Here is a 26,981-nt window from a genome sequence, read left to right on the forward strand (position 1 = left end):
TTGACGACGTGCCGGGTGGGCGTAGGGAGCGGGGCCGCAATGGGACTGGACGGCACACACGGGGGGAAGGCCGCACAACCGGTCTACCAGGCTACCGCCGTCCCGGCGCAGCGCGGCCTGCCCTTCGATCTGGCCGGCTGGGTGAACGAGCCGCGCCCGGAGGCCGGCCCGGGCGTCTTCCGGTACGGCTACCGGCCGGTCGACCCGGCCCGGACGAAGGACGCCGGCGTCCCGGCGGGCCCGCTGCTGCTGCGGGCCGGGCTCAACCTGCTGGTCGCCTGGTTCGCCGAGATCTACGCCGTCGGGCTCGTCTACTACGTGGCCGGCCTGTTCGGCGTGGTCCCGCAGACCGAGACCCTGGCGCTGGTGGTCCTGCTGTTCGTGCACGCCGTCGTGCTGACCGGTGTGATCAAGCTGTTCGGCCGGATGGGCCGCTGGCCCGAGGTCTGGCGGCGCTGGATCTCCCCGCTGCTCGCCCGCACCGTCACCCACGAGGAGCCGGCCGAGCCCGAGCAGGCCCCGCAGCCCGGCCCCGCCGACCCCTGGCACGCGCTGCGCACCGGCGGCGCCGCCCCGGCGGCCCAACTGCTCGCCGCCGCCCCCGTCGGCGACGTGGACTACGTCCGGATCCAGCGCGCCTGGGAGGCCGTCCAGGGCGACCCCAAACTGCTGCCCGCCTTCGCCGAGCAGGTCACCGCCCGCGGCGGCGCTGCCTGCGCGCACCCGTCGGAGGCCCGCGACCTGCCCGGGCGCGGCGCCCGGCACGACCTGCTGACCCGCCAGGTCCGGCTCGGCACCGCCCAGGACGTGATCAAGAACCCGCCCGGACACCGCTCGGCCGGCTTCGCCCTGGACCCGGCCCTGCTCGGCACCTCGCTGCTGGCCGTCGGCCCGGCGGGCACCGGCAAGACCACCCGCCTCGCCCGCCCGGTCGCCGAGGCGCTCTGCCTGCAGGCCCTGGCCGGCACCGCCTGCGCCGTGGTGATCGGCGCGGCCGACGCGGACCTCGGGCCGGACGACTGGTACGACGTGGTGATCGCCCCCGGCGACCCCCGGTCGGCGTACGGGCTCGACCTGTTCGGCGCCGCCGAGGACGTGGACGAGGCGGCCGCCCGGCTCGCCGACGCACTGCTCCCCGACGAGCTCGCGGCCCGCGCCGAGAGCGCCCGGATCGCACTCCAGCAGACCGTCGGCCCCTTCCACGCCGCGTACCGCCGCTACCCCGGGGTACGCGAGCTGCGCGCCCTGCTCGGCGGCGACCCGGACGGCTGGGACGCGCTCGGCAAGGCACTGCGCGAGAGCGGCCGGTTCGCGGCGTACGAGCCGGACCTGCGGCACCGCGAGCGCCAGCACGGCCGGGCCGACGACCCCGGCGCGCTGCTCGCCGACCGCCTCGCCCTGCTGGACCGGCCGGCCTTCGCCGGCTGCTTCCCCGGCGCGGAGCCGGGCCTGCCCGCCTTCGCGATGCGCGCCCTGGACCACCCGCTGCGGGTGCGGGTCAAGCTCCCCGAGCGCAGCCACCCCGAGGCCGCCCGGATGCTCTCCCGGCTGGTGCTGGGCCAGTTCGTGCAGGCCACCGCCGTCCGCAAGGAGCGGGCCCTGTTCGCCGGGCTGGTGGTCGACGACGCGTCGGCGGCGCTGGACGCGCACACCGTGCGGGGGCTCCAGCGGATGCGCGGTGCCAACGCCGGCGCGGTGCTGCTGCTGCGCACCCTGGTGGACCTGCCGGAGGCCCTGCGGGCGCCGCTGTTCGGCGCGGTCGGCTGCCGGATGGCCTTCCCGGGGATCGCGCCCTGGGACGGCAAGCTGTTCTCCGAGGCGTGGGGCACCCACCTCGTCCGCGAGACCGCGGTCACGCACGCCCCCGACACCTCCGGCGGCCTGCTCCGCAAGGCCGGCCGGGCCGGGCGCAAGGCGCTGTCGGGCACCACGGCGCAGACCGAGAGCATCACCGTGCGCGACGTCGAGCGGCACCGCTGGTCGCCCTCCGACCTGGCGCACGCGCTGCCCACCGGCCACGCGGTCGTGTCGCTGACCACCGTGGACGGCGAGCAGGTGCCCCCGCTGCTGGTGGATCTGCGGGCCTGACTCCGCCGCGGACGGTTCGACCGCACGGGTTGTCCGGCGCGTACATAATGGGTTGAGATGCCCTCCGCTCGCCGGACTGGGCGGCGCCCGCCGCGCAGTGCCCGCCGCCCAGTGGCCCATGCCGCAGCAGGTCGAACCACCGAAGGTGCCATGCCCCCCACTCTCGCCTCCGTCGTCCGCAACAGTTCGCTCCACCTGACCCTGCTCGCCGGCGCGGACCACCTGGAGCGGCCGGTCCGCTGGGTGCACACCAGCGAACTGGACGACCCCACCCCCTTCCTCGAAGGTGGCGAGCTGCTGCTCACCACCGGGATCAAACTGGGCAAGAGCGCCGCGCGCCTGCAGGCGTACGTGCACCGGCTGGCCGACGCGGGGGTGATCGGGCTGGGCCTCGGGGTCGGCCTCTCGCACACCGAGGTGCCGCAGCCGCTGGTGGACGCCGCCGCGCAGCGCGGGCTCCCGCTGATCCGCGTCCCGGAGGCGACCCCCTTCATCGCGATCAGCAAGTCCGTCTCGGCCGCGCTCGCCGCCGAGCAGTACGAGGCCGTGACCACCAGCTTCGAGGCCCAGGAGGAGCTGACCCGGGCCGCCCTCGGCAAGGACGGCACCACCGCCGTGGTCCGCAAGCTCGCGGCCCGCCTCGGCGGCTGGGCCGCGCTCTACGACGGCTCGGGCGCGCTCTCGGCGGTGGCGCCCGACTGGGCCGCCCGCCGGGCCGGCCGGCTGGCCGCCGAGGTGGACCGGCTGCGCCGGCGCCCGGCGCCCTCCAGCGCCGCGCTCCAGGGCCGCTCGCCGGGCATCGACACGGCGGACGAGGACTACGTGGTGGTCCAGTCGCTGGGCGCCGACCGGCGGGCCCGGGGATTCCTGGCGGTCGGCACCGAGGACCGGATCACCCCGACCGAGCGCTACGTCCTGAACGCCGCCGTCGCCCTGCTGACCCTCACCCTGGAGCGCTCGCGCGAGCTGCGGCAGGCCGAGGAGCGGATGGGCGCGGCGCTGCTGGGCATGGTGCTGGCCGGTGAGGTGGCGACGGCCCGCCAGGTCGCGGCCGGGCTGTTCGGCGGGCTGCCGGAGGGCACCGTACGGGTGCTGGTGGCCGGAGCGCCGCCGGGGGCCGACGCCGCGGAGGCGCTCGGCGAGCTCGGCGACCGGGCGGAGCAGGCCGGCGGGCGGGTCGGCGAACGGCTGCTGGTCTCCCGCGAGGAGGGTGCCCACGGCCCGCGGCTGACCGTCCTCGCGATAGACAACGGCGCGGCGCACCGGTCCTGCCTGGGCGCGGTCGAGGAGCACGAGGGGCTGGCGCTGGGCATCTCGGCGCCGTGCACCCTGGAGGAGGCCGGCGCCGCGGCCGCCCAGGCCGAGCGGGCCCTCGCGGTCGCGCTGCGCGGCGGGCGCCGCTCGGTCGACCACGAGGAGGTCGGCGCGGGCTCGCTGCTGCCGCTGCTCGGCGAGGAGGCCGTGACGGCCTTCGCCGAGGGCCTGCTCCGGCCGCTGCGCGACCACGACCGCACCTCGCGCGGGGACCTGGTCGCCTCGCTCCGGGCCTGGCTCTCCAGACACGGCCAGTGGGACGCGGCCGCCGCTGATCTCGGTGTCCACCGGCACACCCTGCGGTACCGGATGCGGCGGGTCGAGGAACTCCTGGGCCGCTCGCTGGACGACACCGACGTCCGGATGGAGCTCTGGCTGGCCCTGCGTGCGGGCGAGGAGTAGCCCCGCCGAGCGGCCGACGGGCGCCGGCCCGCTCGATGGTCTGTCAGGTCGGATGGCCGCTGTGTAGTAATCGAATGGGCGATCGTGACGTCGTGGCCAATCCGGTTGGCGTCCGCGGCGCCCTACCGTGGGGCTCAGGCTTCACGACCGTGGGGCCGCAGACGACGACGAGAGGGCCGGTGCGACCGTGACCACCACTCATGACTTCTGGCTGGCCGGCCGCCGGGCGAACGGCGACTCGGACTTCGAGGTCCGCCACCCGTTCGACGACAGCCTGGTCGGCAAGGTCAGCGTCCCCACCGACGCCCAGGTCGAGGAGGCGGTGGCCGCTGCCGCCGCTGCCGCCCCGGTCTTCGCCGCGACCCCCGCGCACATCCGGGCCGCCGCCCTGGACCACGTGGTCAAGCGCCTGACCGAGCGCTCCGAGGAGGTCGCCCGGCTGATCACCGCCGAGAACGGCAAGCCCGTGAAGTGGGCCCGCGGCGAGGTCGGCCGTGCCATCTCGGTGTTCCGCTGGGCGGCCGAGGAGGCCCGCCGGACCAACGGCGAGACCATGCGGCTGGACACCGACCCGGGCGGCGTGGGCCGCTTCGCGGTGGTCCGCAAGTTCCCCCGGGGCGTCGTGCTCGGCATCGCGCCGTTCAACTTCCCGCTGAACCTGGTCGCCCACAAGGTCGCCCCGGCGATCGCCGTCGGCGCCCCGATCATCCTCAAGCCGGCCCCGGCCACCCCGATCTCCGCGCTGGTCCTCGGCGAGATCCTGGCCGAGACCGACCTGCCGGCCGGCTCCTGGAGCATCCTCCCGGTGCCGAACGAGAAGATGCCCGCCCTGGTCCAGGACGACCGCCTGCCGGTGATCTCCTTCACCGGTTCGGACAAGGTCGGCTACCAGATCATGGACTCGGTGCCGCGCAAGCACGTCACGCTGGAGCTGGGCGGCAACGCGGCGGCCGTGGTCCTCGCGGACTGGTCCTCCGAGGCCGACATCGAGTGGGCCGCCTCGCGGATCGCCACCTTCTCCAACTACTCGGCCGGCCAGTCCTGCATCGCCGTGCAGCGCGTGATCGCCGACGCGTCCGTCTACGACGCGCTGGTCGAGAAGGTCGTCGCCAAGGTCCAGGCGCAGGTCACCGGCAACCCGAGCGACGAGGCCACCGACGTCGGCCCGCTGGTGGACGAGAACGCCGCCAAGCGCGTCGAGTCCTGGGTGGAGGACGCCGTCGCCAAGGGCGCCAAGGTGCTCACCGGCGGGACCCGCGAGGGTGCGGCGTACGCGCCGACCGTGCTCGCCGAGCTGCCCGCGGACGCGATCCTGGCCACCGCCGAGGTCTTCGGCCCGGTGCTCTCGCTGCACAAGGTGGACGGCGTCGACGAGGCGTTCGCCGCCGTCAACGACTCCAAGTACGGCCTGCAGGCCGGCGTCTTCACCCACGACCTGCAGACCGCCTTCCGGGCCCACCGCGAGCTCCAGGTGGGCGGCGTGATCATCGGCGACGCCCCCTCCTACCGCGCCGACCAGATGCCGTACGGCGGCGTCAAGGACTCCGGCGTGGGCCGCGAGGGGGTCAAGTACGCCATGGGCGACTTCACCTACGAGCGTGTCCTGGTGCTCACCGGCATCGACCTCTAGGACCGGCCGGGGCGTCGTCCCCGCCGATGCCCCGTCACCGCGAGCCGGTGGCGGGGCATCGGTGCGTACCGGCCGCACGGCACGCCACAATGGACCCCATGAACTCGCTCGCCGCCCCTCAGCTGCGCTTCACCCCTGTGGTCAGGGACCCGGACGGCCCCCGGGAGCTGGTCCTCCTCGGCTCGACCGGGTCGATCGGCACCCAGGCCATCGACATCGTCCTGCGCAACCCGGACCGGTTCAAGGTGGTCGCCCTGTCGGCGGCCGGCGGCCGGGTCGAACTGCTCGCCGAGCAGGCGCTGCGCCTGGGCGTGCACACCGTCGGCGTCGCCGACCCGGGCGCGGTGCCCGCGCTGCGCGAGGCGCTGGCGGCGAAGGCCGCGGGGCGTCCGCTGCCGGAGATCCTGGCGGGCCCGGAGGCGGCCACCGAGCTGGCCCGGACGGAGTGCCACTCGGTGCTCAACGGCATCACCGGCTCGATCGGCCTCGGCCCGACGCTGGCCGCGCTGCGGGCCGGACGCGTCCTGGTGCTGGCCAACAAGGAGTCGCTGATCGTCGGCGGCCCGCTGGTGAAGGCGGTCGCCGCCCCCGGCCAGATCGTCCCGGTGGACTCCGAGCACGCCGCGCTGTTCCAGGCGCTGGCCGGCGGCACCCGGGCCGAGGTGCGCAAGCTGGTGGTCACCGCCAGCGGCGGCCCGTTCCGGGGCCGGACCCGGGAGCAGCTGGCCGGGGTCACCGTCCAGGACGCACTGGCGCACCCGACCTGGGCGATGGGCCCGGTGGTCACGATCAACTCCGCCACCCTGGTGAACAAGGGCCTGGAGGTGATCGAGGCGCACCTGCTCTACGACGTGCCGTTCGACCGGATCGAGGTCGTGGTCCATCCGCAGTCGGTCGTCCACTCGATGGTGGAGTTCACCGACGGCTCGACGCTGGCCCAGGCCAGCCCGCCGGACATGCGGATGCCGATCGCGCTCGGCCTCGGCTGGCCCGACCGGGTCCCGGACGCCGCGCCCGGCTGCGACTGGACCAAGGCCGCCACCTGGGAGTTCTTCCCGCTGGACGACGAGGCGTTCCCCGCCGTGGCGCTGGCCCGGGAGGTGGGTACGCTCGGCGGAACGGCACCGGCGGTGTTCAACGCGGCCAACGAGGAGTGCGTCGACGCATTCCTCAAGGGCACCCTGGCTTTCACGCAGATCGTGGACACTGTGGCGAAGGTGGTCGCCGAGCACGGCATCCCTGCCTCGGGAACTTCCCTGACCGTGGAGGACGTCCTCCAGGCGGAGGACTGGGCCCGGGCCCGGGCGCGCGAGCTCGCGGCAGGCTGAGCGGTACGTACCGGCTGACCGGCGGGTACGAGCGGAGCGGTACGACGGAGGACGAGCAGTGAGTCAAGTGATGTGGGTGGTCGGCATCCTGCTGTTCGTGGTCGGGCTGCTGTTCTCGATCGCCTGGCACGAACTGGGGCACCTCTCCACGGCCAAGCTCTTCGGCATCCGGGTCCCGCAGTACATGGTCGGCTTCGGCAAGACCGTCTGGTCCCGCCGCAAGGGCGACACCGAGTACGGCATCAAGGCGATCCCGCTCGGCGGGTACATCCGGATGATCGGGATGTTCCCGCCGGGCGCGGACGGGCGGATAACCAAGCGCAGCAGTTCGCCGTGGCGTTCGATGATCGAGGACGCCCGGGAGGCCTCGTACGAGGAGCTCCAGCCCGGCGACGAGCACCGGCTGTTCTACACCCGGAAGCCCTGGAAGCGCGTCATCGTGATGTTCGCGGGCCCGTTCATGAACCTGATCCTCTCGGTCGCGCTCTACCTGGCCTGGTTCATGGGCATCGGCCTGCAGATGCCGGTGCAGACCGTGCACAGCGTCAGCGAGTGCGTGCTGCCCGCCGCCGTCGCCGCGACCACCGACAAGTGCCCGGCGAACGCCACCAAGTCGCCGGCCAACCTGGCGGGCCTCAAGGCGGGGGACCGGATCGTCTCCTTCGACGGCGACTCGATCGGCAGCTACAAGCAGCTCCAGGCCGACATCCGTAAGTCACCCGGCCGGACGGTCTCGATCGTGGTGGACCGCAAGGGGCAGCAGCAGACCCTGACGGCCGCCATCACCAGCAACACCGTGAGCCCGGTCGACAAGGACGGCCAGCCCGTCCAGGGCGCCCCCGTCGCGGCCGGCTTCCTCGGCTTCGCGCCGGCCACCGGGGTGGTCCACCTCGGCGTCGGCGACAGCGTCGACCAGATGACCACGATGGCCAGGCACGGGATCTCCTCGCTGGTCGCCCTGCCCGGCAAGATCCCCGGCCTCTGGCACGCGATCGTGGGCCACGACCCCCGTCCGGCCGACTCCCCGATGGGCATGGTCGGCGCCGCGCGGCTCGGCGGCGACGTCTTCTCGATGAACATCCCGGCCACCCAGCAGCTCGCCTTCATGGTCCAGCTGCTCGCCGGGATCAACCTGTCGCTGTTCCTGTTCAACATGCTGCCGCTGCTGCCGCTGGACGGCGGCCACATCGCGGGGGCGCTGTGGGAGTCGCTGCGCCGCAAGGCGGCCCGGGTCTTCCGCCGTTCCGACCCGGGTCCGTTCGACGTCGCGAAGCTGATGCCGGTGGCCTACGTGGTGGCCGGGATCTTCATCTGTTTCACGGCGCTGGTGATGGTCGCGGACATTGTGAACCCCGTAAAGATCAATTGAGGGTGATCGGCCGAATGCGCCCGGTCTGTTCCGGGTGCCGTACCGTTGGTTTCCGGGCGTGCCTGTGTCGGCACGCCCGGCCCGGACCAGAGCACATGGCCGGCTCACACACCTCACCTGGGGAACCCTGCGCACATGACCGCGATCTCGCTCGGTATTCCGTCCCTGCCGCTGAAGCCGCTGGCCACCCGTCGGGTGTCCCGGCAGATCAAGGTCGGCAACGTCCTGGTCGGCGGTGACGCCCCCGTCTCCGTCCAGTCGATGACGACGACGGTGACGGCCGACGTCAACGCCACCCTGCAGCAGATCGCGGAGCTGACGGCTTCCGGCTGCCAGATCGTCCGGGTCGCGGTGCCGACCCAGGACGACGCGGACGCGCTGCCGATCATCGCCAGGAAGTCCGGCATCCCGGTGATCGCCGACATCCACTTCCAGCCGAAGTACGTCTTCGCCGCGATCGACGCCGGCTGCGCTGCCGTCCGGGTGAACCCCGGCAACATCAAGCAGTTCGACGACAAGGTCGGCGAGATCGCCAAGGCGGCCAAGGACGCCGGCGTCCCGATCCGGATCGGCGTCAACGCCGGGTCCCTCGACAAGCGCCTGCTGGAGAAGTACGGCCGCGCCACCCCCGAGGCGCTGGTGGAGTCGGCGCTCTGGGAGTGCTCGCTGTTCGAGGAGCACGACTTCCGCGACATCAAGATCTCGGTCAAGCACAACGACCCGGTCGTGATGATCAACGCGTACCGCCAGCTGGCCGCCGCCTGCGACTACCCGCTGCACCTCGGCGTGACCGAGGCGGGCCCGGCCTTCCAGGGCACCATCAAGTCGGCCGTCGCCTTCGGCGCGCTGCTGTCCGAGGGCATCGGCGACACCATCCGGGTCTCGCTGTCGGCGCCGCCGGCCGAGGAGGTCAAGGTCGGCAACCAGATCCTGGAGTCGCTGAACCTGCGCCAGCGCGGCCTGGAGATCGTCTCCTGCCCGTCCTGCGGCCGCGCCCAGGTGGACGTCTACAAGCTCGCCGAGGAGGTCACCGCCGGCCTGGAGGGCATGGAGGTGCCGCTGCGGGTCGCCGTCATGGGCTGCGTCGTGAACGGCCCGGGCGAGGCCCGTGAGGCCGACCTCGGGGTCGCCTCCGGCAACGGCAAGGGGCAGATCTTCGTGAAGGGCGAGGTCATCAAGACCGTCCCCGAGTCGAAGATCGTCGAGACCCTGATCGAGGAGGCCCTCAAGCTGGCCGAGCTGATGCAGGCCGAGGGCGTCGAGTCCGGCTCGCCGACGGTCGTCGCGGCCGAGTAGGGGCAGGCTCCGCCGTTCGGCCGAAGCCGGCCGCAGGCCGGCGGACCGGCCCGGACGGCAGCGGTCGTGCCGCCCGCGCAGCCGCAGGCAGGCCGCCGCGTCGCCCGGGGAACGACCCGGCGGTGCGGCCCGGTGCCCCGCAACGCCGACCCGGTCCGGGGCCGTCCGTTCACGGACGGCCCCGGACCGGGTCCGTCGGCCGGGGGCGGCGTCCCGGCCCCTGCCGGTGGACGCTCCAGGCCTTGCCGGGCCCGGGGGCGGGAGTAGGGTGCCTGAGCCGGTGGGTGCTCCCGGTGCCGACAGGAGTTTCCATAGGTGAGGTGTCTGTGCTCGATCGAGGTGTGATGCTCCCCGGTCCTTTCGCGGTCGCGCGCGCCCTGGCGACCACCCGGGTCCTGGACGTCCCGGATCTCGCCGAGACCCTGGAGGTGCTGCACCGCGACCCGGTGGCCAACGCCTTCGTGGCCACCCGGGTGGAGGCCGTCGGGCTGGACCCGTGGCGGCTCGGCGGTGAGATGTGGGGCTGGTTCGACGCGGACGGGCGGTTGGAGTCGCTCTGCTACGCCGGGGCCAACCTGGTCCTGGTGAACGCCGGCCCGGAGGCCGTCAGGGCGTTCGCGGAGCGGGCCCGGAGGCAGGGCCGCCGGTGCTCCTCCATCGTGGGCCCGGCCGGGCCCACGGCGAGCCTCTGGGCGCTGCTGGAGCGCAGCTGGGGCCCGGCGCGCGAGGTGCGGGCGCACCAGCCGCTGCTGGCCACCGCCGTGCCGTCCGCCGAGGTGGCGCCCGACCCGCTCGTCCGCCGGGTGCTGCGGAGCGAGATCGACGCCCTGATGCCGGCCTGCGTGGCGATGTTCACCGAGGAGGTCGGCATCTCCCCGCTGGCCGGTGACGGCGGCCTGCTCTACCAGGCCCGGATCGCCGAACTGGTCGGCGGCGGACGCTCGTTCGCCCGCTTCGACGAGCACGGGCAGGTGGTCTTCAAGGCCGAGGTCGGCGCCGTCACCTCGGGCGCGTGCCAGATCCAGGGCGTCTGGGTGGCACCGGAGCACCGGGGCCGGCGGCTCTCCGAGTCTGGCATGGCGGCGGTGCTCGGCTTCGCGCTGCGCGACGTCGCCCCGGTCGTCTCGCTCTACGTGAACGACTACAACGTCCGGGCCCGGGCGGCCTACCGCCGGGTGGGATTCCGCGAGGTCGGCGCGTTCATGAGTGTCCTGTTCTGACAAGTTCCGACAATCGGGCGGCGGAGAGCTGCGGAGTAGTAACGTCCGGGGGCATGGAGCAGCTCACCGAGGTGACGATCGAGGCCATCGACCTCGCGGCCTGGGCGCCGTACGCCCTGGACGTCCAGGCGGTCGCCTTCGGGCTGACGCCGGAGGAGGTGGCCGTCCGGCTGCAGATCGTCGGGCGGCACGCGCTGCAGCCCGGGGTGATCGCGCTGGGGGCGATGAGTGCCGGGCGGCTGGTGGGCTTCGGCTACGGCATGCCCAACCACCGGGAGCACTGGTGGAGCACGGTGATCGAGCCGCACCTGGAGGCCCGGGGGCACGGGGACTGGCTGGACGACGTCTTCGCCGTCACCGAACTGCACGTGCTGCCGCAGTACCAGGGGCTGGGTCTGGGCAGTTCGCTGATCACCACGCTCTGCGAGCGCTCCGGGCGCCCGCGCAGCATCCTGTCGGCGATCGACGCCGAGACCCCGGCCCGGCGGCTGTACCGCGCGCTCGGCTACCGCGACCTGGCCCGGGCGGTGCGCTTCCCGAACACGCTGCGCCCGTACGCCGTGATGGGCGCGCCGCTCCCGTTGCTGCGGCCGGGCGTCGGTCAGAGCCAGTCGGCGAACTCCAGGTAGAGCTCGGCGGTGCCGGGGTCGCCCGCCTCCAGACTGCGCAGGCCGGCCTCGACGGCGCGGAAGAGCGTCCACCCGCGCAGCCGGTCGTGGTCCACCTCGACGGCGTCGGCCAGCTGGTGCAGCCGGCGGCGGGCCGCTCCGCGCGGGCCGGGTGAGCCGGCCAGGGTGTCCAGCCGGTCCCGGGCGAGCCAGGCCAGGTCGTAGGCGCGCTCGCCGACCAGCGGCCGGGGGGAGATCGCCAGCCAGGGCGCGCGGTCGGCGGCCAGTACGTTCCCGTGGTGGAAGTCGCCGTGCAGCAGCAGTCGTTCGGGTTCGTCGGCGAGCAGCCCGGCGGCCGCCGCCAGCGCCTCGTCGACCAGCGGCCCGGCGTCGGCGGCGCCCGGCAGGTCGCGGCGGCGGCGCAGGCCGTCCGAGAGCCGTGCGACGTGGTCGGCGACCAGCGGGAAGGGGTGTCCCTCGTCCGGCGGGACCCAGAGGCGGCTGAGCAGACTGGTCGCCTCCAGCATCGCCTTGGCCTCGGCGAGCGAGCGCAGCGGGATGTCGCCCGACAGCCGCTCCAGCAGCAGCACCCCCGCCGCCGGGTCGGCCTCCAGCAGCAGGACGGCGCCGCGTCCGTCCCAGTGCGCGAGCGCGGCGTGGGCCGGCGCGGTCGCGGGGGTGGTCAGCCCGGCCTTGAGGACGGCGGGGGTCAGATCGGCGCGTCGGACGTAGCCGATCAGGCTGGGCCCGCCGCCGGGCCGGCCGATCCGCTCCAGGGTGAGACCCCAGTCGGTGAGGTGCCCCGCGACGGTGCCGGGGAGCGCGGCCAGCCAGGCGGCGCCCCGCTCGCCGCCCGAGGCGCGGACGGTCTCCGCCAGCCGCTCGGGGACGGAGAACTGCGCTGGTACTGCCGACATGCTGGCCTTTCGGTGGGAGCCGTCCCGGGCAGCCTGCCCCGGGATACCGCTCGCCCATTGTCGGCCATGAGGGCGAAGCCGCTGGTCAGGCGCTCGGCGAGGCGCTCCGCGAGCTGCCCGCCGTGGCGCCGGCCCGGGTTCTCGCCGAGGCACCGGACGATGCGCTCGACGATGTGCTGGGGGAGGCGCTCGGGGAGGTGCTCGCGGAGGCGCTCGGGGTGGGGTCGGCGGGGGGCAGCCCGGGGAGGGCCGGCAGGGTGCCGCCCCAGTGCCTGGCGTTCAGGGCCGCCTCCCGCAGGGCCGCGGCGGCGGTCAGCCGGAGCGGGCCGGTGGCGGCGGCCACCAGTTCGGCGTACACGCCGGTGAGCTGGGCCTCGATGCGTACCGCGAGGTCACCGGCGGAGCCCGGGGTGGTCACCGCGAACGGCAGCTGGTAGCCCGGCGCGGCGGCGGCCGGTGTGGCGCCCTCGGTGGTGAGCATCCGCTGCCAGGCGTCCCGGCGGGCCTGGTGGGCGGTGTACGAGGCGCGGCAGTCGTCGCGCTGCGGCCCGGCGGGCAGGTGTCCGCCGATCACTCCGTACCCGTAGACGGCGGCGTGCTCGGCGGCGAGCGCGGCCTGCAGGGCGGTGACGGCCGCGCCGGGCAGCGGGGTCCTCGTGGCGGAGGCGGAGGGCGTGGCGGTCGGTGCGGCGGAGCCGGAGACGGACGGTGCGGGCGGGGCCGCGGGCGAGGCGGTGGCAGCGGTGGGCTTCGGGGCCGTGATCGGGCCGGGGTCGCCGAGGACCGCCGCGTGCAGGGCGTCCGAGGCCGAGACGGCGGCCAGCAGCCTGGCCAGCTCGGGGGAGGCGGCGAGCAGATCGCCGAGCCGGTCGCCGGCGGCCTGCCGCTCGGCGGCGGCCAGCGCCGCCACCGACACGGGCGCGGACGTGGCGGCGGGCGTGGACGCCGCCGGGGACGCGGACCGGGACGCGGACGGCGGCCGGGAGGCGGACCGGGACGCGGACGGCGGCCGGGAGGCGGAAACGGAGGCGGACGGGCTGCCGCTCGGGGTGGCCGGGGGCAGCCCCTCGGCGAGCGCGGCCCGGTGGGCGACCAGATCGGCGCGCAGCGGCCGCAGCCGGTCGGCCTGGGCGGAGCCCGGCCCGGCGAGTGCGGCGTCGTAGGCGGCGAGCAGCGTGTCGGTGGCGGCCACCGCGCGGATCCGCAGCGGCTGGTCCGCGTCGGGGCGCCGGCCGTCGGCGCCGTGGCCCTGCTGCCCGCTGTCGTCCGAGCAGCCGGAGAGCAGCTGCGCGGCGGCCGCCGCACCGGCCAACCGTGCGGCCGTGGCCAGGAAGGTCCGCCGAGTGGGGGACAGCATCGAACGCTCCCGCAGAGGTCGTGGGGGGCCGTCCAGCCCCCGCTGCCCGTGCATCATTACAGAACGCTCACGGTCCGAAGCTCCACGGGGTGGCGCGGCCCGGGACCTGTGACCTTGCTCGCACGGGTGGGCGGGCGGGGCGGGCCCCAGGTCCGGGCGGGTGCCGGAACGCCCGCCCGGCCGCCGCGGACCCGTCGGCCCGGCCCGCCGGGACGGGCCCCGTCCGGCCGGACGGAGTCGGCGGTTCGGGGGTTGACCGGATAGGCTTCGGACCGAGCCGCTGCGATTGAGCTCCAACCGGTCCGCGTATCCGAACCACTCCCCAGGGGTGGTCCAGGGCACGCGGCGGTCGCGTTGGGGGACTCGCAGCCCGACCTTCCGACAACAGCACACGCGGCCGAGGAGTCACCCGGATGAGCACCAACCCCACTGACCGGCTGCGTGAACTGCTGGAGCCGCTGGCCTCGGAGTTCGGGTTCGACCTGGAGGAGATCAAGGTCACCCGGGCCGGCAGCCGCCGCCAGCTGCAGATCGACGTGGACGCCGACGGCGGGGTCGACCTGGACGCGATCGCCGAGTTCAGCCGTGAGGTGGGCCAGGCGCTGGACGACTCCGACGTGATGGGCGCGGACCCGTACGTGCTGGAGGTCGGTTCCCCCGGTGCCGAGCGGTCGCTCACGCTGCCCCGCCACTGGCGCCGGGCCGAGGGCCGGCTGGTCAAGGCGCACCTGGTGGACGGCGGCGAGATCGTCGCGCGGCTGCTGGAGGTCGGCGAGGACGACGTGCTGGTCGAGGTGCAGCCGGTCAAGGGACGTGGCAAGCCCAAGGAGCGCCGCCTCACCTTCGCCGAGATCGACCGGGCCCGGGTCCAGGTCGAGTTCAACCGCAAGGACGAAGAGCTGCTGGACGCGGCCGAGGACATTCCGGACGACGAGAACATCCTGGACGACGACATCTCGGACGACGACATTCCGGACGGCGAGGGCGCGGACGAGGATGAGTGAGCGCCGAGCCGTCCGTTTCCGCACCATGAACGTGAAGACAGAAGAGGAGGCGTAGTCGTGGACATCGACATGAGCGCCCTGCGTGGGCTGGTAACCGAGAAGAACATCCCGTTCGAGCTGCTGGTCGAGTCGATCGAGTCGGCCCTCCTCATCGCGTACCACCGCACCGAGGGCTCGCGCCGCCGGGCGCGGGTGGAGCTGGACCGCAAGACCGGGCACGTGACGGTCTGGGCGCTGGAGGACGCCTCCGAGCTGGAGGAGGGCGTCGAGCCCAAGGAGTTCGACGACACCCCGGGCGGCTTCGGCCGGATCGCCGCCAGCACCGCCAAGCAGGTCATCCTGCAGCGCCTGCGCGACGCCGCCGACGACCAGACCTTCGGTGAGTACGCCGGCAAGGAGGGCGACATCGTCACCGGTGTCGTCCAGCAGGGCAACGACCCGAAGAACATCCTGGTCGACATCGGCAAGCTGGAGGCCATCCTCCCGCCGCAGGAGCAGGTCCCGGGCGAGGACTACCGGCACGGCACCCGCCTGCGCTGCTACGTGGTGGCCGTCCGCCGTGGTGTCCGCGGTGCGTCCGTGACGCTGTCGCGGACCCACCCCAGCCTGGTGAAGAAGCTGTTCGCGCTGGAGGTCCCGGAGATCGCCGACGGCAGCGTCGAGATCGCCTCGATCGCCCGTGAGGCCGGCCACCGCACCAAGATCGCCGTCTGGTCGCGCCGCCAGGGCCTGAACGCCAAGGGTGCCTGCATCGGCCCGATGGGCGGCCGGGTGCGCAACGTGATGGCCGAGCTGCACGGCGAGAAGATCGACATCGTCGACTGGTCCGAGGACCCGGCCGAGATGGTCGCCGCGGCGCTGTCCCCCGCCCGGGTGACGAAGGTCGAGATCGTGGACTACGCCCAGCGCTCCGCACGGGTGATCGTGCCGGACTACCAGCTGTCGCTGGCGATCGGCAAGGAGGGCCAGAACGCCCGCCTGGCCGCCCGCCTGACGGGCTGGCGGATCGACATCCGCCCGGACACCGAGGCCCCCGAGGGCGAGCGGGACGACCGCTCCCGCGACGAGTAGAAGCCTTGACCCCGTCCTGCCGTGACCGGCAGGGCGGCGCCATGTCCCTTCGGAGGGGTAGACTTGAGGTTGTCTGGCCGGACGCATGTCCGCGCATGCCCTGAACGCACCTGCGTGGGCTGCCGCAAGCGAGCGGCCAAGCACCAGCTGTTGCGTGCCGTGGCGGTCGAGGGCGTGGTTGTCCCCGATCCGCGCGGCGCACTGCCGGGCCGGGGCGCACATCTGCACCCCGATTCGGCCTGTCTCGACCTCGCGGTACGCCGTAGGGCGTTCCCCAGGGCCTTCCGGCTCCAGGGCACGCTCGACACGGACGCCCTGCGTGAGTACGTCGAGAAGCGGGCCGGTACCCCGGAGTCCTGAGTTCTCAGGCGCGGCACCACCGTACGTAAACAGCACAGCGTGCGCATCGTCGCGCGCTGTGCGCCACATCAAATACCTCGCGAGTTGGAAGTAGGTCGAGATTGCGATGAGCACTCGATGAGTACGCGATGAGTACGCGATGGGTTCGCCCATGAAGTAGCGACAGTCCGGCGGACGATTGCCCCGGACTCATAGACTGGAGTGAAGTGGCTAAGGTCCGGGTATACGAGCTCGCCAAGGAACTTGGCTTGGAGAGCAAGGCCGTCATGGCCAAGCTGACCGAGCTGGGTGAGTTCGTCCGTTCGGCGTCCTCGACGATCGAGGCGCCGGTCGTGCGCAAGTTGACTGACGCTCTTGGAGTGGCACCTACGGGTGGTTCCGCTGCAAAGCCTGGCCCGCGGAAGCCCGCGGCGCCCCAGCCCACCGGTGGCGCAGCCGCCGGTGCGGCCGCACCCAAGCCGGGTGCCCCCACCCCGGGTCCGCGCCCTGCCGCGACCCCGGGTCCCCGTCCGACCCCGGCAGCGGCTCCGGCCGCCGCTGCGGCCCCGGCGGCTCCGGCCGCCCCCGCCGCACCGCGCCCGGCCGCTGCGACCCCGGGCCCGCGCCCGGCCGCGCGTCCCGCCGCGCCGGCTCCGGCCGCTCCGGCCGCCGAGTTCTCCTCGCCGGCTCCCGCCGGTGACGCCGCCGCTCCGGCCCGTCCGGCCGCGGCGACCCCGCCGGCCGCTCCGGCCGCGCGTCCGGCTGCCGCCGCGCCGTCCTCGGGTGCCCGTCCGGGCCCGCGTCCGGCCGGTCCGCGTCCGGGCAACAACCCCTTCACCTCGGGCAGTGCGACCGGCATGGGCCGCCCCGGCGAGCGCCGTCCGGCTGCCGCCGGTGGCGACCGTCCGGCGCGTCCGGCCGGTGCTCCGGGTGCCGACCGTGGCGCTCCGCGTCCCGGTGGCGACCGTCCGGCGCGTCCCGCCGGTGCTCCGGGTGCCGACCGTGGCGCTCCGCGTCCCGGTGGCGACCGTCCGGCGCGTCCCGCCGGTGCTCCGGGTGCCGACCGTGGCCCGCGTCCGGCCGGTGCCGGTCCGCGTCCCGACGGCATGCCCCGTCCGGCCGGCCCGCGCCCCGGTGGCCCGAGCCCGTCCGGTATGCCCCGCCCGAACCCGGGCATGATGCCGCAGCGTCCCGCTCCGGGCGCCGGCCCGCGTCCCGGCCCCGGCGGCCGTGGCCCCGGTGGCCCCGGCGGCCGTCCGGGTGGTCCCGGTGCAGGTGCCGGCGGCGCCCGTCCCGGCTTCGCGGGCCGTGCGGCCGGTCCGGGCTCGCGCCCGGCCGGTGGTGGCGGCTTCGGCGGCCCCCGTCCGGGTGGCGGCGCCGGTGGCGGCGGTGGCTTCGGCCCGCGTCCCGGTGGCTTCGGCGGCCGTCCCGGCGGCCCGGGTGCCCGTGGCGGCACGCAGGGTGCCTTCGGTCGTGGCCCGGGCGGTCGCCCGGCCCGTGGCCGCAAGTCGAAGCGCCAGCGTCGTCAGGAATACGAGTCGATGCAGGCTCCGTCCGTCGGCGGTGTGATGCTGCCCCGCGGCAACGGCGCGACCGTGCGTCTGTCGCGTGGTGCCTCGCTGATGGACTTCGCGGAGAAGATCAACGCCAACCCGGCCGCGCTCGTCTCGGTGATGTTCAACCTCGGTGAGATGGTCACCGCGACCCAGTCGGTCTCCGACGCGACCCTCGAGCTGCTGGCCGGCGAGATGGGCTTCGTCCTGGAGATCGTCAGCCGCGACGACGAGGACCGCGAGCTGCTGGAGTCGTTCGACATCGACTTCGGTGCCGACGAGGGCGACGAGGACGAGCTCATGCCTCGCCCGCCGGTCGTCACCGTCATGGGTCACGTCGACCACGGTAAGACCCGCCTGCTCGACGCCATCCGCAAGTCCAACGTGGTGGCCGGTGAGGCGGGTGGCATCACCCAGCACATCGGTGCCTACCAGGTCACGGCGACGGTGAACGGCGAAGAGCGTCCGATCACCTTCCTCGACACCCCGGGTCACGAGGCGTTCTCCGCCATGCGTGCCCGTGGTGCGAAGTCGACCGACATCGCGATCCTGGTGGTCGCGGCCAACGACGGTGTCATGCCGCAGACGGTCGAGGCGCTCAACCACGCCAAGGCCGCCGGTGTGCCGATCGTGGTCGCGGTCAACAAGATCGACACCGAGGGCGCCGACCCGGTCAAGGTGCGTGGCCAGCTGACCGAGTTCGGTCTGGTGGCCGAGGAGTACGGCGGCGACACCATGTTCGTCGACATCTCCGCGCGCCAGGGTCTGCACATCGACCAGCTGCTCGAAGCCGTCGTCCTCACCGCCGACGCCTCGCTCAACCTGGTCGCCAACCCCGAGCAGGACGCGCAGGGTATCGCCATCGAGGCGCACCTGGACAAGGGCCGCGGCGCCATGGCGACCGTCCTCGTCCAGCGCGGAACGCTCCGCGTCGGCGACTCGATCGCCGTCGGTGACGCCCACGGCCGCGTCCGCGCCATGCTGGACGAGAACGGCAACAACGTCACCGAGGCGGGCCCGTCCCGTCCGGTCCTGCTGCTCGGTCTCACCTCGGTGCCCCGCGCCGGCGACAGCTTCATCGTCGTCGACGACGACCGCACCGCGCGTCAGATCGCCGAGAAGCGTTCGGCGCGTGACCGCAACGCCATGTTCGCCAAGCGTCCGATGCGGGTCTCCCTGGAGAACCTGGACCAGGCGATCGCGGCGGGCGACATCCAGCAGCTCAACCTCATCGTCAAGGGCGATGTCTCCGGTTCCGTGGAGGCCCTGGAGGACGCACTCGTCAAGCTCGACGTGGGCAACGAGGTCGAGCTCCGGATCCTGCACCGCGGTGTGGGTGCCATCACCGAGTCCGACGTGGACCTGGCGATGGGCTCGGACGCCATCATCATCGGCTTCAACGTGCGCGCCGAAGGCCGCGCCCGTACGGCGGCCGACAAGGAAGGCGTGGACGTCCGGTACTACTCGGTCATCTACCAGGCGATCGAGGAGATCGAGGCGGCCCTCAAGGGTCTGCTCAAGCCGGAGTACGAGGAGGTGCGCCTCGGTTCCGCGGAGATCCGCGAGGTGTTCCGCTCCTCCAAGTTCGGCAACATCGCGGGTGTCATCGTCCGCGAGGGCCTGCTGCGCCGCAACGCCAAGGCCCGCCTCATCCGCGATGGCAAGCTCATCACGGAGAACCTCACCATCGAGGGTCTGCGTCGTTTCAAGGACGACGCGACCGAGGTCCGCGAGGGCTTCGAGGCCGGTGTGACCCTGGGGTCGTTCAACGACATCAAGGTCGACGACGTCATCGAGACCTTCGAGATGCGCGAGAAGCCGCGCGCGTAAGTGCGGTCTGCCGGGGCCGGTCGGCGGGGTAATTCCCGTCGACCGGCCCCGGTCTCGCTGTGTAGGGTCGGCGTAGTCCCGGTCAGGGGCGGACCCCCAGTCCGGGGGCTGCTACGAGGCCTTCAGGTCGGCGAGACCTGTCACACATGTTCGTAGGAACACTCACCTTCGACCTGCTGCTCGGCGACGTACATTCGCTGAAGGAGAAGCGTTCGATCGTGCGGCCCATCGTGGCCGAGCTGCAGCGCAAGTACAGCGTGTGCGCGGCGGAAGTAGGGAACCAGGATCTGCACCGCAGGGCCGAGATCGGCGTCGCGGTGGTGTCCGGCGAAGCCGGGTTCGTCACCGAGATCCTGGACAGCTGTGAGCGGCTCGTCGCCGGCCGCCCCGAAGTACAGCTGCTCTCCGCGAGGAGGCGTTATCACGGCGACGACGATGACTGAGATCGGGGTGCGGTGGGGAGAAGTCACCACCGTCACACCGACGAGGACCGACAGCGCCCACAAGGCTGGGCGCGGGCGGGTACGTTGGGGTCTGGGCCCCACCGGGTGAGTCCATGACCCGGGTATCGCGCTCACCGCACGAGGAGACAACGTGACCGACAAAGCAAGGGCGCGCAAGCTCGCCGACCGGATCCAGGTGGTCGTGGCAGAGACCCTGCAACGGCGGATCAAGGACCCCCGGCTGGGGTACGTGACCATCACCGACACCCGGGTCACCGGGGACCTCCGGGAAGCCACCGTCTTCTACACCGTCTACGGCGACGACCTGGAGCGCCAGGCCACCGCCCAGGCGCTGGAGAGCGCCAAGGGCGTGCTCCGCTCCGAGGTCGGCAAGCAGACCGGGGTGCGTTTCACCCCGTCGCTGACCTTCGTCGCGGACGCCCTGCCGGAGAACGCCAAGAACATCGACGAGCTGCTGGACCGGGCTCGGCTCTCCGACGCCGCCGTCCGCACGGCCGCCGCCGGGGCGACCTTCGCCGGGGACGCGGACCCGTACCGCGTGCCGGGCGAGGCCGACGACGAGGACGAGTAGTCATGACCGCGGAGCCGGACCGGTCCGGCCAGGGGGCATCTTCCACCGACACGGTGGAGGGTGCCCTCGCGGTGCTTCCGGGGCCTCGCACCGAGTCACCGCTCGGCTTCGAGCGGGAGTGGCAGCGGGTGGTCGCGGCGATCGGGCAGGCCGCGTCCATCGACCTGATCTGCCACATCAACCCGGACGGCGACGCGCTCGGCTCCGCGCTGGCGGCCGGGATCGCGCTGCGCTCGCTCGGGCACGAGGTGCGGGTCTCCTTCGGCGAGGACCCGCAGGTGATCCCCGAGTCGCTGGCCTTCCTGCCCGGCCAGGAGCTGATCGTGCCGGCCGCGGAGGTGCCCGACCGCCCGGAACTGGTGCTCTGCTTCGACGTGGCCTCCGAGAGCCGCCTCGGGCTGCTGCACGCCAAGGCGTTCGCGGCCCCCGTCATGGTGGTGATCGACCACCACGCCTCCAACCCCGGCTTCGGTACCCACCGGCTGATCGACCCGGGCGCGCCCGCCACCGCCGTCCTCGTGGACGAGCTGCTGCGGCGCCTGCGCGTCCCGCTCGACCAGGCCCTCGCCACCTGCCTCTACACCGGCGTGGCCACCGACACCGGCTCCTTCCGGTACGCGGCCACCACCCCCGCCACCCACGAGCTGGCCGCCCGGCTGCTGGCCACCGGCATCCGGCACGACCTGATCTCCCGCACGCTCTGGGACACCTCCTCGTTCGGCTACCTCAAGGTGCTCGCCGCCGCGCTGGACCGCGCCGTGTACGAGCCGGCGGCGGCCGGCGGCCTCGGGCTGGTGTGGACCTGGGTGCCGTACCAGGACCTCGCGCTGTTCGGCGTCACCGTCGAGGAGATCGAGGGCCTGATCGACGTCCTGCGGCGCCCGGCCGAGGCCGAGGTGGCGCTCGTCCTGAAGCAGGACCCGGACGGCACCCTGCGCGGCTCCTGCCGGGCCAAGGGCGCCGTCGACGTGGCCGCCGTCTGCGCCGAGCTGGACGGCGGCGGGCACAGGTTCGCGGCGGGCTTCTCCGCCCGCGAGGACGTGCCGGCGGTGATCGCCCGGTTCCGGGCGGCGCTGCCGGCCGGCTGACGCTCTCCCCCTGATTCCCCCCGACTTTTCCTCCGTACGGAAAGAACTGATGAAGCGCAAGGGAACCGGCCCCGACGGCCTGGTCATTGTCGACAAGCCGGAGGGCATCACCTCGCACGGGGTGGTCGCCAAGCTGCGGTGGCTCGCCGGGACGCGGAAGGTCGGGCACGCGGGCACGCTGGACCCGATGGCGACCGGCGTGCTGGTCATCGGCGTCGAGCGGGCCACCCGGCTGCTCGGCCACCTGATGCTCACCGCGAAGACGTACGAGGCGACCGTCCGGCTCGGCCAGGACACCGTCACGGACGACCGCGAGGGGGACGTCACCTCCGCCGCCGACGCCTCCGGCGTCACCCGGGAGGCGGTCGACGCCGGGATCGCCAAGCTGACCGGCGAGATCATGCAGGTGCCGTCGAAGGTCAGCGCCATCAAGATCGACGGCAAGCGGTCGTACCACCGGGTGCGCGAGGGCGAGGACTTCGAGATCCCGGCCCGGGCGACCACCGTCCACTCGTTCACGGTGCACGGGATGCGCCGTGCGGTCGCCGAGGACGGCACTGCGGTGGTCGACCTGGACGTCACCGTCGAGTGCTCCTCCGGCACCTACATCCGGGCGCTGGCCCGGGACCTCGGCGCGGACCTCGGCGTCGGCGGGCACCTCACCGCGCTGCGGCGCACCAAGGTCGGGCCGTACGGCGTCGAGTCGGCGCGGACACTCGAACAGCTGGAGGAGAAGCTCGAAGTCCTGCCGATCGCGGAGGCCGCCGCGGCCGCGTTCCCGCGCTGGGACATCGACGAGGAGCAGGCCAAGCTGCTCTCGAACGGCATGAAGCTGGCCGCCCCCGGGATGGGGGTGGACGGCCCGATCGCGGTCTTCGACCCGGAGGGCAGGTTCCTCGCGCTGGTCGAGGAGACGGGCGGGCGGGCGAAGCCGGTCGCGGTGTTCGTGGGCTGACCCCTGCGGGGGCAGGAGGTACCCACGCCGGGCGCGGGCTCACTCGTACGGGCGAGCGCGCGAGGTGAACGTGCGTGGTGAACGGCGTGGGAGGAGTGGGACCCCCGTGCCCAGGGGCAGCCTCCCCCGCAGGGGCGGACCGACCGGCCCGGCGGGGGAGGGCGGGGGCGGATGGCCGGTGCGGAGCTCGCGCTGCTGCGGATCTGCGGCCCGGACGGGCGGGTGCGGGGCCTCGGATTCGTCGTCGACCTGCTCGGGACGGTGCTGACCGCGCACGAGGTGGTGGCCGGGCCGGGCAGGCTGGTGCTGCACACCCCCGGCGGCCAGACCCGGGTGCTCGGGCCGGAGAGCGTCGAGCCGCTCCCGGAGTGCGGTCTCGCGCTGCTGCGGACGGACGCGGTGGGCGGCGTGCCCGTACCGCCGCTGCCGGTCGCGGCGGCCGAGGCCGGACGGCCGGTCGCCGTGCCGTACCTGCGGGAGGGCCGGGAGGAGCCGCTGCTCGCCCAGGGCGCGGTGTTCTCGACCGGTACCGCGATGTACCCGTGGGCCGACACCTTCCACCTGGTCGAGGGCGCGCTGCTGCTCGACCTGGCGCAGCCGGGGGGCCGGGCGACCCCGGGAGCCCCGGTGCTCGACGCCGAGACCGGGGCCGTGCTCGGGGTGGTCGCCCCGGGGCTGCGCGGCGGGCACCGGGACGGCGTCCCGGCCGCCGCGGTGGCCGGCGCCGCCCCGGCCGGGGTGCTGGCCCGCAACGCCGCCACCGTGCCCGCGTACGGGCGGGCGCTCAACCTCGGCGGCGTGCTGCAACTGGCCTCCGTACAGCTCGGCACGGCCACCGCGGGCCCCGGGCGGATCGCCGATCTCGCCGCCGACCGGGTGGACCGCCCGGACGGCCTGCTGGGGGAGCAGCCGCAGGAGACCGTCACCGTGCTGGTCGGCGCGGCCGGCAGCGGCCGGAGCACCGAACTGGCCGCGCTCACCGTCCGGCGGACCGGCGGGCCGGACCCGCTGCCGACCCTGTGGCTGCGCGGCGCCGGCCTGGCCGCCGCCGACACCTCGCTCGCCGCCGCCGTCGGCCGTGAACTGGCCCGCGCCGCCGAGCTGCTGTCCGTACCGCCCCCCGACCCGACGGCCGCCGGGCTGCTCTGCGCGGCGGCCGGGCGCCCCCTGCTGGTGGTGCTGGACGCACCCGAGGAGGCCGCCGCCGCGGTGTCCGAGAGCTGGCACCGGGCGAGTGCCGAGTGGCTGAGCGCCGCCGGGGCCCGGCTGCTGACGGCCTGCCGGCCCGAGGAGTGGGAGCGGCACGGGGCCGCCGCCGCCCTGCCGCACGCGCTGGGCCCGCTGCCCGCCGAGGCCGCCGACCGGGCGGCCCGGCGCTACGGCCTGCCGCCGGACTGGCTCGCCGACCCGGCGGACGCCGCCCACCCGCTCGCGGTGCGGCTGGCCGGTGAGCTGTCCGTCGCCGGGGTGTGCGGTCCGGCCCCCGGGCGGCCCGAACTGTTCGCGGCCTACCTCGACCTGTGCTGCCTGCGGGTCGGCCGCCGTCTGGTGGCCGGTACGGAGGTCCGCCGCCCGGGCGCGCACCGCCGGGGCGCGCCGCGCCCGGCCGCCGGGCCCGACTCCGGTGACGGCGCGGGCCGGCTGCGGCGGCAGGCCGCCGTGGTGGCCGGGCGGATGCACGAGGCGGCCCGGCAGATGCTGGCGGTCGGGCACGGCGGGCTCGGCCGGGAGGCCTTCGACGCCCTCTTCCCGGTGGAGGACGGCTGGGCCCGGGCGGTGCTGGCCGAGGGCCTGTTCGTACCGGCGGGCGACGGCTACCGGGCCGGTCACGAGGAGTTCGCCGAGTGGCTGCAAGGGCAGCACCTGGACCTGGACCGGGCGCTGCGGTTACTCCTGGCCGAGGACGGCGCCGGCCCGGACGGCCCCGGGGTGCCCCGGCACCGGGTGGGGCCGGTGCTGGCCGCGCTGCGGCGGCTCGCCCGGACGTGGGGCGCCGAGGCGCTGGACCAGTGGCTGCACCGCCTCCAGCGTGCCCTGGAGGCCGCCGCCCCCGGCAGCGAACCCGCCTGGTGGGCCGGGCGGCTGCTGGCCGCCGCCCTCGCCGCCAGCCCGGACCTCACCGCCCACCGGCCGCTGCTGGAGCGGCTCGCCGAGCGCGGCGAGCAGGGCGGCGAGTTCGGGCCCGCCTTCTGGGCCGCGCTGCCGCTGGCCCCCGGCACCCGGCTGGAGCTGCTGCGCCGCCTGGTCCGCACCGACGGCCCCGCGCAGACCTTCCGGGCCGTCACCGCCGACCTGCTCACGGCGGACCCGCACACCGTGCTCCCGCTGCTCTGCCGCTGGCTCGCGGACGGCGGACGGCTGCCCGCCCGGCCGGGCTCCACCGTCGCCGACCTCGCCCACGACCTGCTGTACGCGCACCGCAGGCTGGCGCTGGACGACCTGACGGAGTGCCTGGTCGCCGCGGCCCATCCCCGGGCCGACGCCCTGCTCTCGCTGCTGGCAGCCGAGGAGCCCTCCGCGCTCTGCCGCGCGGTGGACCGCTGGAGCCACGACCCGAGGCCCGAGCGGCATGTCGCGGCGGCCGTGCACGCGCTGCGCACCGCCCCCCACGCCACCGGCTCCGGCCCCGGCCTGCTCCGCTTCACCGCGCTCACCCTGCTCGCCCGGGACGGCGAACCCGGCCTGCACGGTGCCGCGTTGGCGCTGCTGGTGCTCGATCCGAAGACCCGGGTGCGGCACCTGGCGGCGGCGCTCGCCGCGTACGCCGCCGACGACCCGTTCGTCACCGCCGAGGTGCTCGCCCCCGCGCTGGCGAGCGATCCGGGGCCGGTGCTGGCGGCCCTGCGGCGGCGGTTGGCCGCGCCGGGCGGGGCGCCGGCGGAGGGGCTGCGGGTACTGGCGGGTGCGGCCGACCCGGCCACCGTCCGGCGCGGCCTGGAGCTGGCCGCCGAGCTGCTGCGCGAACGCCCCGAGCGGGCCGCCCAGCTCGCCGAGTACCTCGACCGGGTGCTCGCCCGCGGAGCGGACGCCACGCCGTTGCTGGCGGTCGTCCCGGGCCTGCCCGTAGCCGCCCGGCGGGTCTTCGCCGTGCTGCTGGCCGAACCCGGACCGCCCGCCCGGGGCCCCGCGCTGGACGTGCTGCTGGCCGGTGAGCGGGATCCGCTGGTGCTGACGGCCGTGCTGGAGCGGATCGCCGAGACCTGCTCGGAGCACGAGCCCGCCCGGGCCAGGGAGTTGGTCGAGCTGGCCGGTGCCGGGGCCGGACCGGCGGACGCCGCGCTGGTCCGCTGCGCGGGCCGCTCCGCCGCCTTCGCCCGGCTGCTGGCCGAGTGGCCGTCCGCCGGGCCCGCCCTGCGCGGGGGCCCGCTGCTGGCGCGGATGCGGGCCCTGGTGACGGCCGGGCGCGACCCGCAGTACGCCGCCGCCGAGGCCGAGCGGGACGCCGGGGGCGGGGCGCCGCGCGCAGGGGGCCTTCCGGTGCCGAAGCAGGGACGGGCGCATGGCACGCTATAGGGGTTCGGGTTGGAGCGTTTGAGCGTACCGAGCGTACGCGCGTACGGAACAAGGAGCGGTCAGGGTGCAACGCTGGCGTGGCCTGGAGGAGATCCCCGGGGACTGGGGGCGCAGCGTCGTCACCATCGGATCGTTCGACGGTGTGCACCGCGGCCACCAACTGATCATCAGCCGGGTGGTGGAGCGGGCCCGCGAGCTGGGCGTGAAGGCCGTCGTGGTCACCTTCGACCCGCACCCCAGCGAGGTGGTCCGCCCCGGCAGCCACCCGGCGCTGCTCGCCCCCCAGCCGCGCCGCGCCGAGCTGATGGCGGAGCTCGGGGTGGACGCTGTCCTGGTGCTGCCGTTCACGCCGGAGTTCTCCCGCGAGTCGCCGGAGGCCTTCGTCCAGCAGGTGCTGGTGGACGCGCTGCACGCCCGGCAGGTCATCGAGGGCCCGAACTTCCGCTTCGGCCACAAGGCGTCCGGGAACGTGGCGCTGCTCACGGAGCTCGGGCGGACGGCGGACTTCGACGTCGAGGTGGTCGACCTGCGGCTGCGCTGCGCGGCCGGTGAGCCGTTCTCCTCGACCCTGGTCCGCAGACTGGTCGCCGAGGGCGAGGTCTCGGCCGCCGCCGAGGTGCTCGGCCACCCGCACCGGGTGGAGGGCGTGGTGGTCCAGGGCGCCCAGCGCGGACGGGAGTTGGGCTTTCCGACGGCGAACGTGGACACCGTGCCGCACAGCGCCGTCCCGGCGGACGGGGTGTACGCGGGCTGGCTCACGGCCGACGGTGAGCGGATGCCCGCCGCGATCTCGGTCGGCACCAACCCGACCTTCGACGGCACCGCCCGGACGGTGGAGGCCTACGCGATCGACCGGGTCGGGCTGGACCTGTACGGCCTGCACGTGGCGGTCGACTTCCTGGCCTACCTGCGCGGGATGGAGAAGTTCGAGTCCATCGAGGCGCTGCTCGACCGGATGGCCGACGACGTCAAGCGGGCCCGCGAGCTGACCGAGGGCTGAGCGGGCCGAAGGCTGACCGGGCCGGCCGGCAGCCGAGCCGCGGCCGCTGCGGCGGGCGGCGCGG

General features: G+C 74.5%; 20 protein-coding genes. 18 read left to right on the forward strand and 2 right to left on the reverse strand.

Features of this window, described 5'->3' with window-relative positions; all coding sequences use genetic code 11:
* Window positions 1-39 precede the first annotated feature (39 nt).
* From ABD330_RS27460 to ABD330_RS27495, 8 genes are all read left to right on the forward strand, one after another.
* Window positions 40-2,088 (forward strand): type IV secretory system conjugative DNA transfer family protein, encoded by a 2,049-nt coding sequence (locus ABD330_RS27460; protein WP_344468697.1) that lies wholly within the window; start codon window positions 40-42, stop codon window positions 2,086-2,088.
* Between the two features lie 150 nt (window positions 2,089-2,238).
* Window positions 2,239-3,804 carry a PucR family transcriptional regulator gene (locus tag ABD330_RS27465; protein ID WP_344468698.1) on the forward strand — a complete coding sequence of 522 codons (1,566 nt, stop codon included), beginning with the start codon at window positions 2,239-2,241 and terminating at the stop codon, window positions 3,802-3,804.
* A gap of 187 nt (window positions 3,805-3,991) precedes the next feature.
* On the forward strand, window positions 3,992-5,434 hold the full coding sequence (locus ABD330_RS27470; RefSeq protein ID WP_344468699.1) for an aldehyde dehydrogenase family protein: 1,443 nt from the start codon (window positions 3,992-3,994) through the stop codon (window positions 5,432-5,434).
* 98 nt (window positions 5,435-5,532) lie between these two features.
* Window positions 5,533-6,762, forward strand: coding sequence for a 1-deoxy-D-xylulose-5-phosphate reductoisomerase (dxr, locus tag ABD330_RS27475; RefSeq protein WP_344468700.1), 1,230 nt, complete (start codon window positions 5,533-5,535; stop codon window positions 6,760-6,762).
* 58 nt (window positions 6,763-6,820) lie between these two features.
* Window positions 6,821-8,131, forward strand: a complete 1,311-nt coding sequence (locus ABD330_RS27480; RefSeq protein ID WP_344468701.1) for a M50 family metallopeptidase — start codon at window positions 6,821-6,823, stop codon at window positions 8,129-8,131.
* Between the two features lie 135 nt (window positions 8,132-8,266).
* Window positions 8,267-9,427 carry a flavodoxin-dependent (E)-4-hydroxy-3-methylbut-2-enyl-diphosphate synthase gene (gene ispG, locus ABD330_RS27485; protein ID WP_344468702.1) on the forward strand — a complete coding sequence of 387 codons (1,161 nt, stop codon included), beginning with the start codon at window positions 8,267-8,269 and terminating at the stop codon, window positions 9,425-9,427.
* A 344-nt stretch (window positions 9,428-9,771) separates the two neighbouring features.
* Window positions 9,772-10,647 (forward strand): GNAT family N-acetyltransferase, encoded by an 876-nt coding sequence (locus ABD330_RS27490; protein WP_344468715.1) that lies wholly within the window; start codon window positions 9,772-9,774, stop codon window positions 10,645-10,647.
* Window positions 10,648-10,700: 53 nt separating this feature from the next.
* Entirely contained in the window at window positions 10,701-11,276 is a 576-nt protein-coding gene (locus ABD330_RS27495; protein WP_344468703.1) for a GNAT family N-acetyltransferase, read from the forward strand.
* On the opposite strand, the gene ABD330_RS27500 is transcribed toward ABD330_RS27495, so the two are convergent.
* Entirely contained in the window at window positions 11,249-12,172 is a 924-nt protein-coding gene (locus ABD330_RS27500) for an aminoglycoside phosphotransferase family protein (RefSeq protein WP_344468704.1), read from the reverse strand. The genes ABD330_RS27495 and ABD330_RS27500 overlap by 28 nt on opposite strands.
* Window positions 12,173-12,257: 85 nt before the next feature.
* The gene (locus ABD330_RS27505; RefSeq protein ID WP_344468705.1) at window positions 12,258-13,529 is read right to left on the reverse strand and encodes a ferritin-like domain-containing protein; all 1,272 of its coding nucleotides are present in this window, start codon (window positions 13,527-13,529) and stop codon (window positions 12,258-12,260) included.
* Window positions 13,530-13,942: 413 nt separating this feature from the next.
* Between ABD330_RS27505 and rimP the strand changes: the two genes are divergently transcribed.
* From rimP to ABD330_RS27555, 10 genes are all read left to right on the forward strand, one after another.
* Complete coding sequence (gene rimP, locus ABD330_RS27510) at window positions 13,943-14,533, forward strand: ribosome maturation factor RimP (protein ID WP_344468706.1); 591 nt, start codon at window positions 13,943-13,945, stop codon at window positions 14,531-14,533.
* A gap of 57 nt (window positions 14,534-14,590) precedes the next feature.
* Window positions 14,591-15,604 carry a transcription termination factor NusA gene (gene nusA / locus ABD330_RS27515; protein WP_344468707.1) on the forward strand — a complete coding sequence of 338 codons (1,014 nt, stop codon included), beginning with the start codon at window positions 14,591-14,593 and terminating at the stop codon, window positions 15,602-15,604.
* 69 nt (window positions 15,605-15,673) lie between these two features.
* The gene (locus ABD330_RS27520; RefSeq protein WP_344468716.1) at window positions 15,674-15,964 is read left to right on the forward strand and encodes a YlxR family protein; all 291 of its coding nucleotides are present in this window, start codon (window positions 15,674-15,676) and stop codon (window positions 15,962-15,964) included.
* Between the two features lie 206 nt (window positions 15,965-16,170).
* Entirely contained in the window at window positions 16,171-19,326 is a 3,156-nt protein-coding gene (gene infB / locus ABD330_RS27525) for a translation initiation factor IF-2 (RefSeq protein ID WP_344468708.1), read from the forward strand.
* Between the two features lie 146 nt (window positions 19,327-19,472).
* Entirely contained in the window at window positions 19,473-19,769 is a 297-nt protein-coding gene (locus ABD330_RS27530) for a DUF503 domain-containing protein (protein WP_344468709.1), read from the forward strand.
* A 151-nt stretch (window positions 19,770-19,920) separates the two neighbouring features.
* Complete coding sequence (gene rbfA / locus ABD330_RS27535) at window positions 19,921-20,361, forward strand: 30S ribosome-binding factor RbfA (RefSeq protein WP_280719179.1); 441 nt, start codon at window positions 19,921-19,923, stop codon at window positions 20,359-20,361.
* 2 nt (window positions 20,362-20,363) lie between these two features.
* The gene (locus tag ABD330_RS27540) at window positions 20,364-21,449 is read left to right on the forward strand and encodes a DHH family phosphoesterase (protein WP_344468710.1); all 1,086 of its coding nucleotides are present in this window, start codon (window positions 20,364-20,366) and stop codon (window positions 21,447-21,449) included.
* Between the two features lie 49 nt (window positions 21,450-21,498).
* The gene (gene truB / locus ABD330_RS27545; protein WP_344468711.1) at window positions 21,499-22,404 is read left to right on the forward strand and encodes a tRNA pseudouridine(55) synthase TruB; all 906 of its coding nucleotides are present in this window, start codon (window positions 21,499-21,501) and stop codon (window positions 22,402-22,404) included.
* Between the two features lie 171 nt (window positions 22,405-22,575).
* The gene (locus ABD330_RS27550) at window positions 22,576-25,917 is read left to right on the forward strand and encodes a trypsin-like peptidase domain-containing protein (protein WP_344468712.1); all 3,342 of its coding nucleotides are present in this window, start codon (window positions 22,576-22,578) and stop codon (window positions 25,915-25,917) included.
* Window positions 25,918-25,981: 64 nt separating this feature from the next.
* The gene (locus tag ABD330_RS27555) at window positions 25,982-26,917 is read left to right on the forward strand and encodes a bifunctional riboflavin kinase/FAD synthetase (RefSeq protein ID WP_344468713.1); all 936 of its coding nucleotides are present in this window, start codon (window positions 25,982-25,984) and stop codon (window positions 26,915-26,917) included.
* The last annotated feature ends 64 nt before the right edge of the window (window positions 26,918-26,981 follow it).

This window comes from Kitasatospora kazusensis (genome assembly GCF_039529945.1).
Lineage (GTDB): Bacteria > Actinomycetota > Actinomycetes > Streptomycetales > Streptomycetaceae > Kitasatospora > Kitasatospora kazusensis.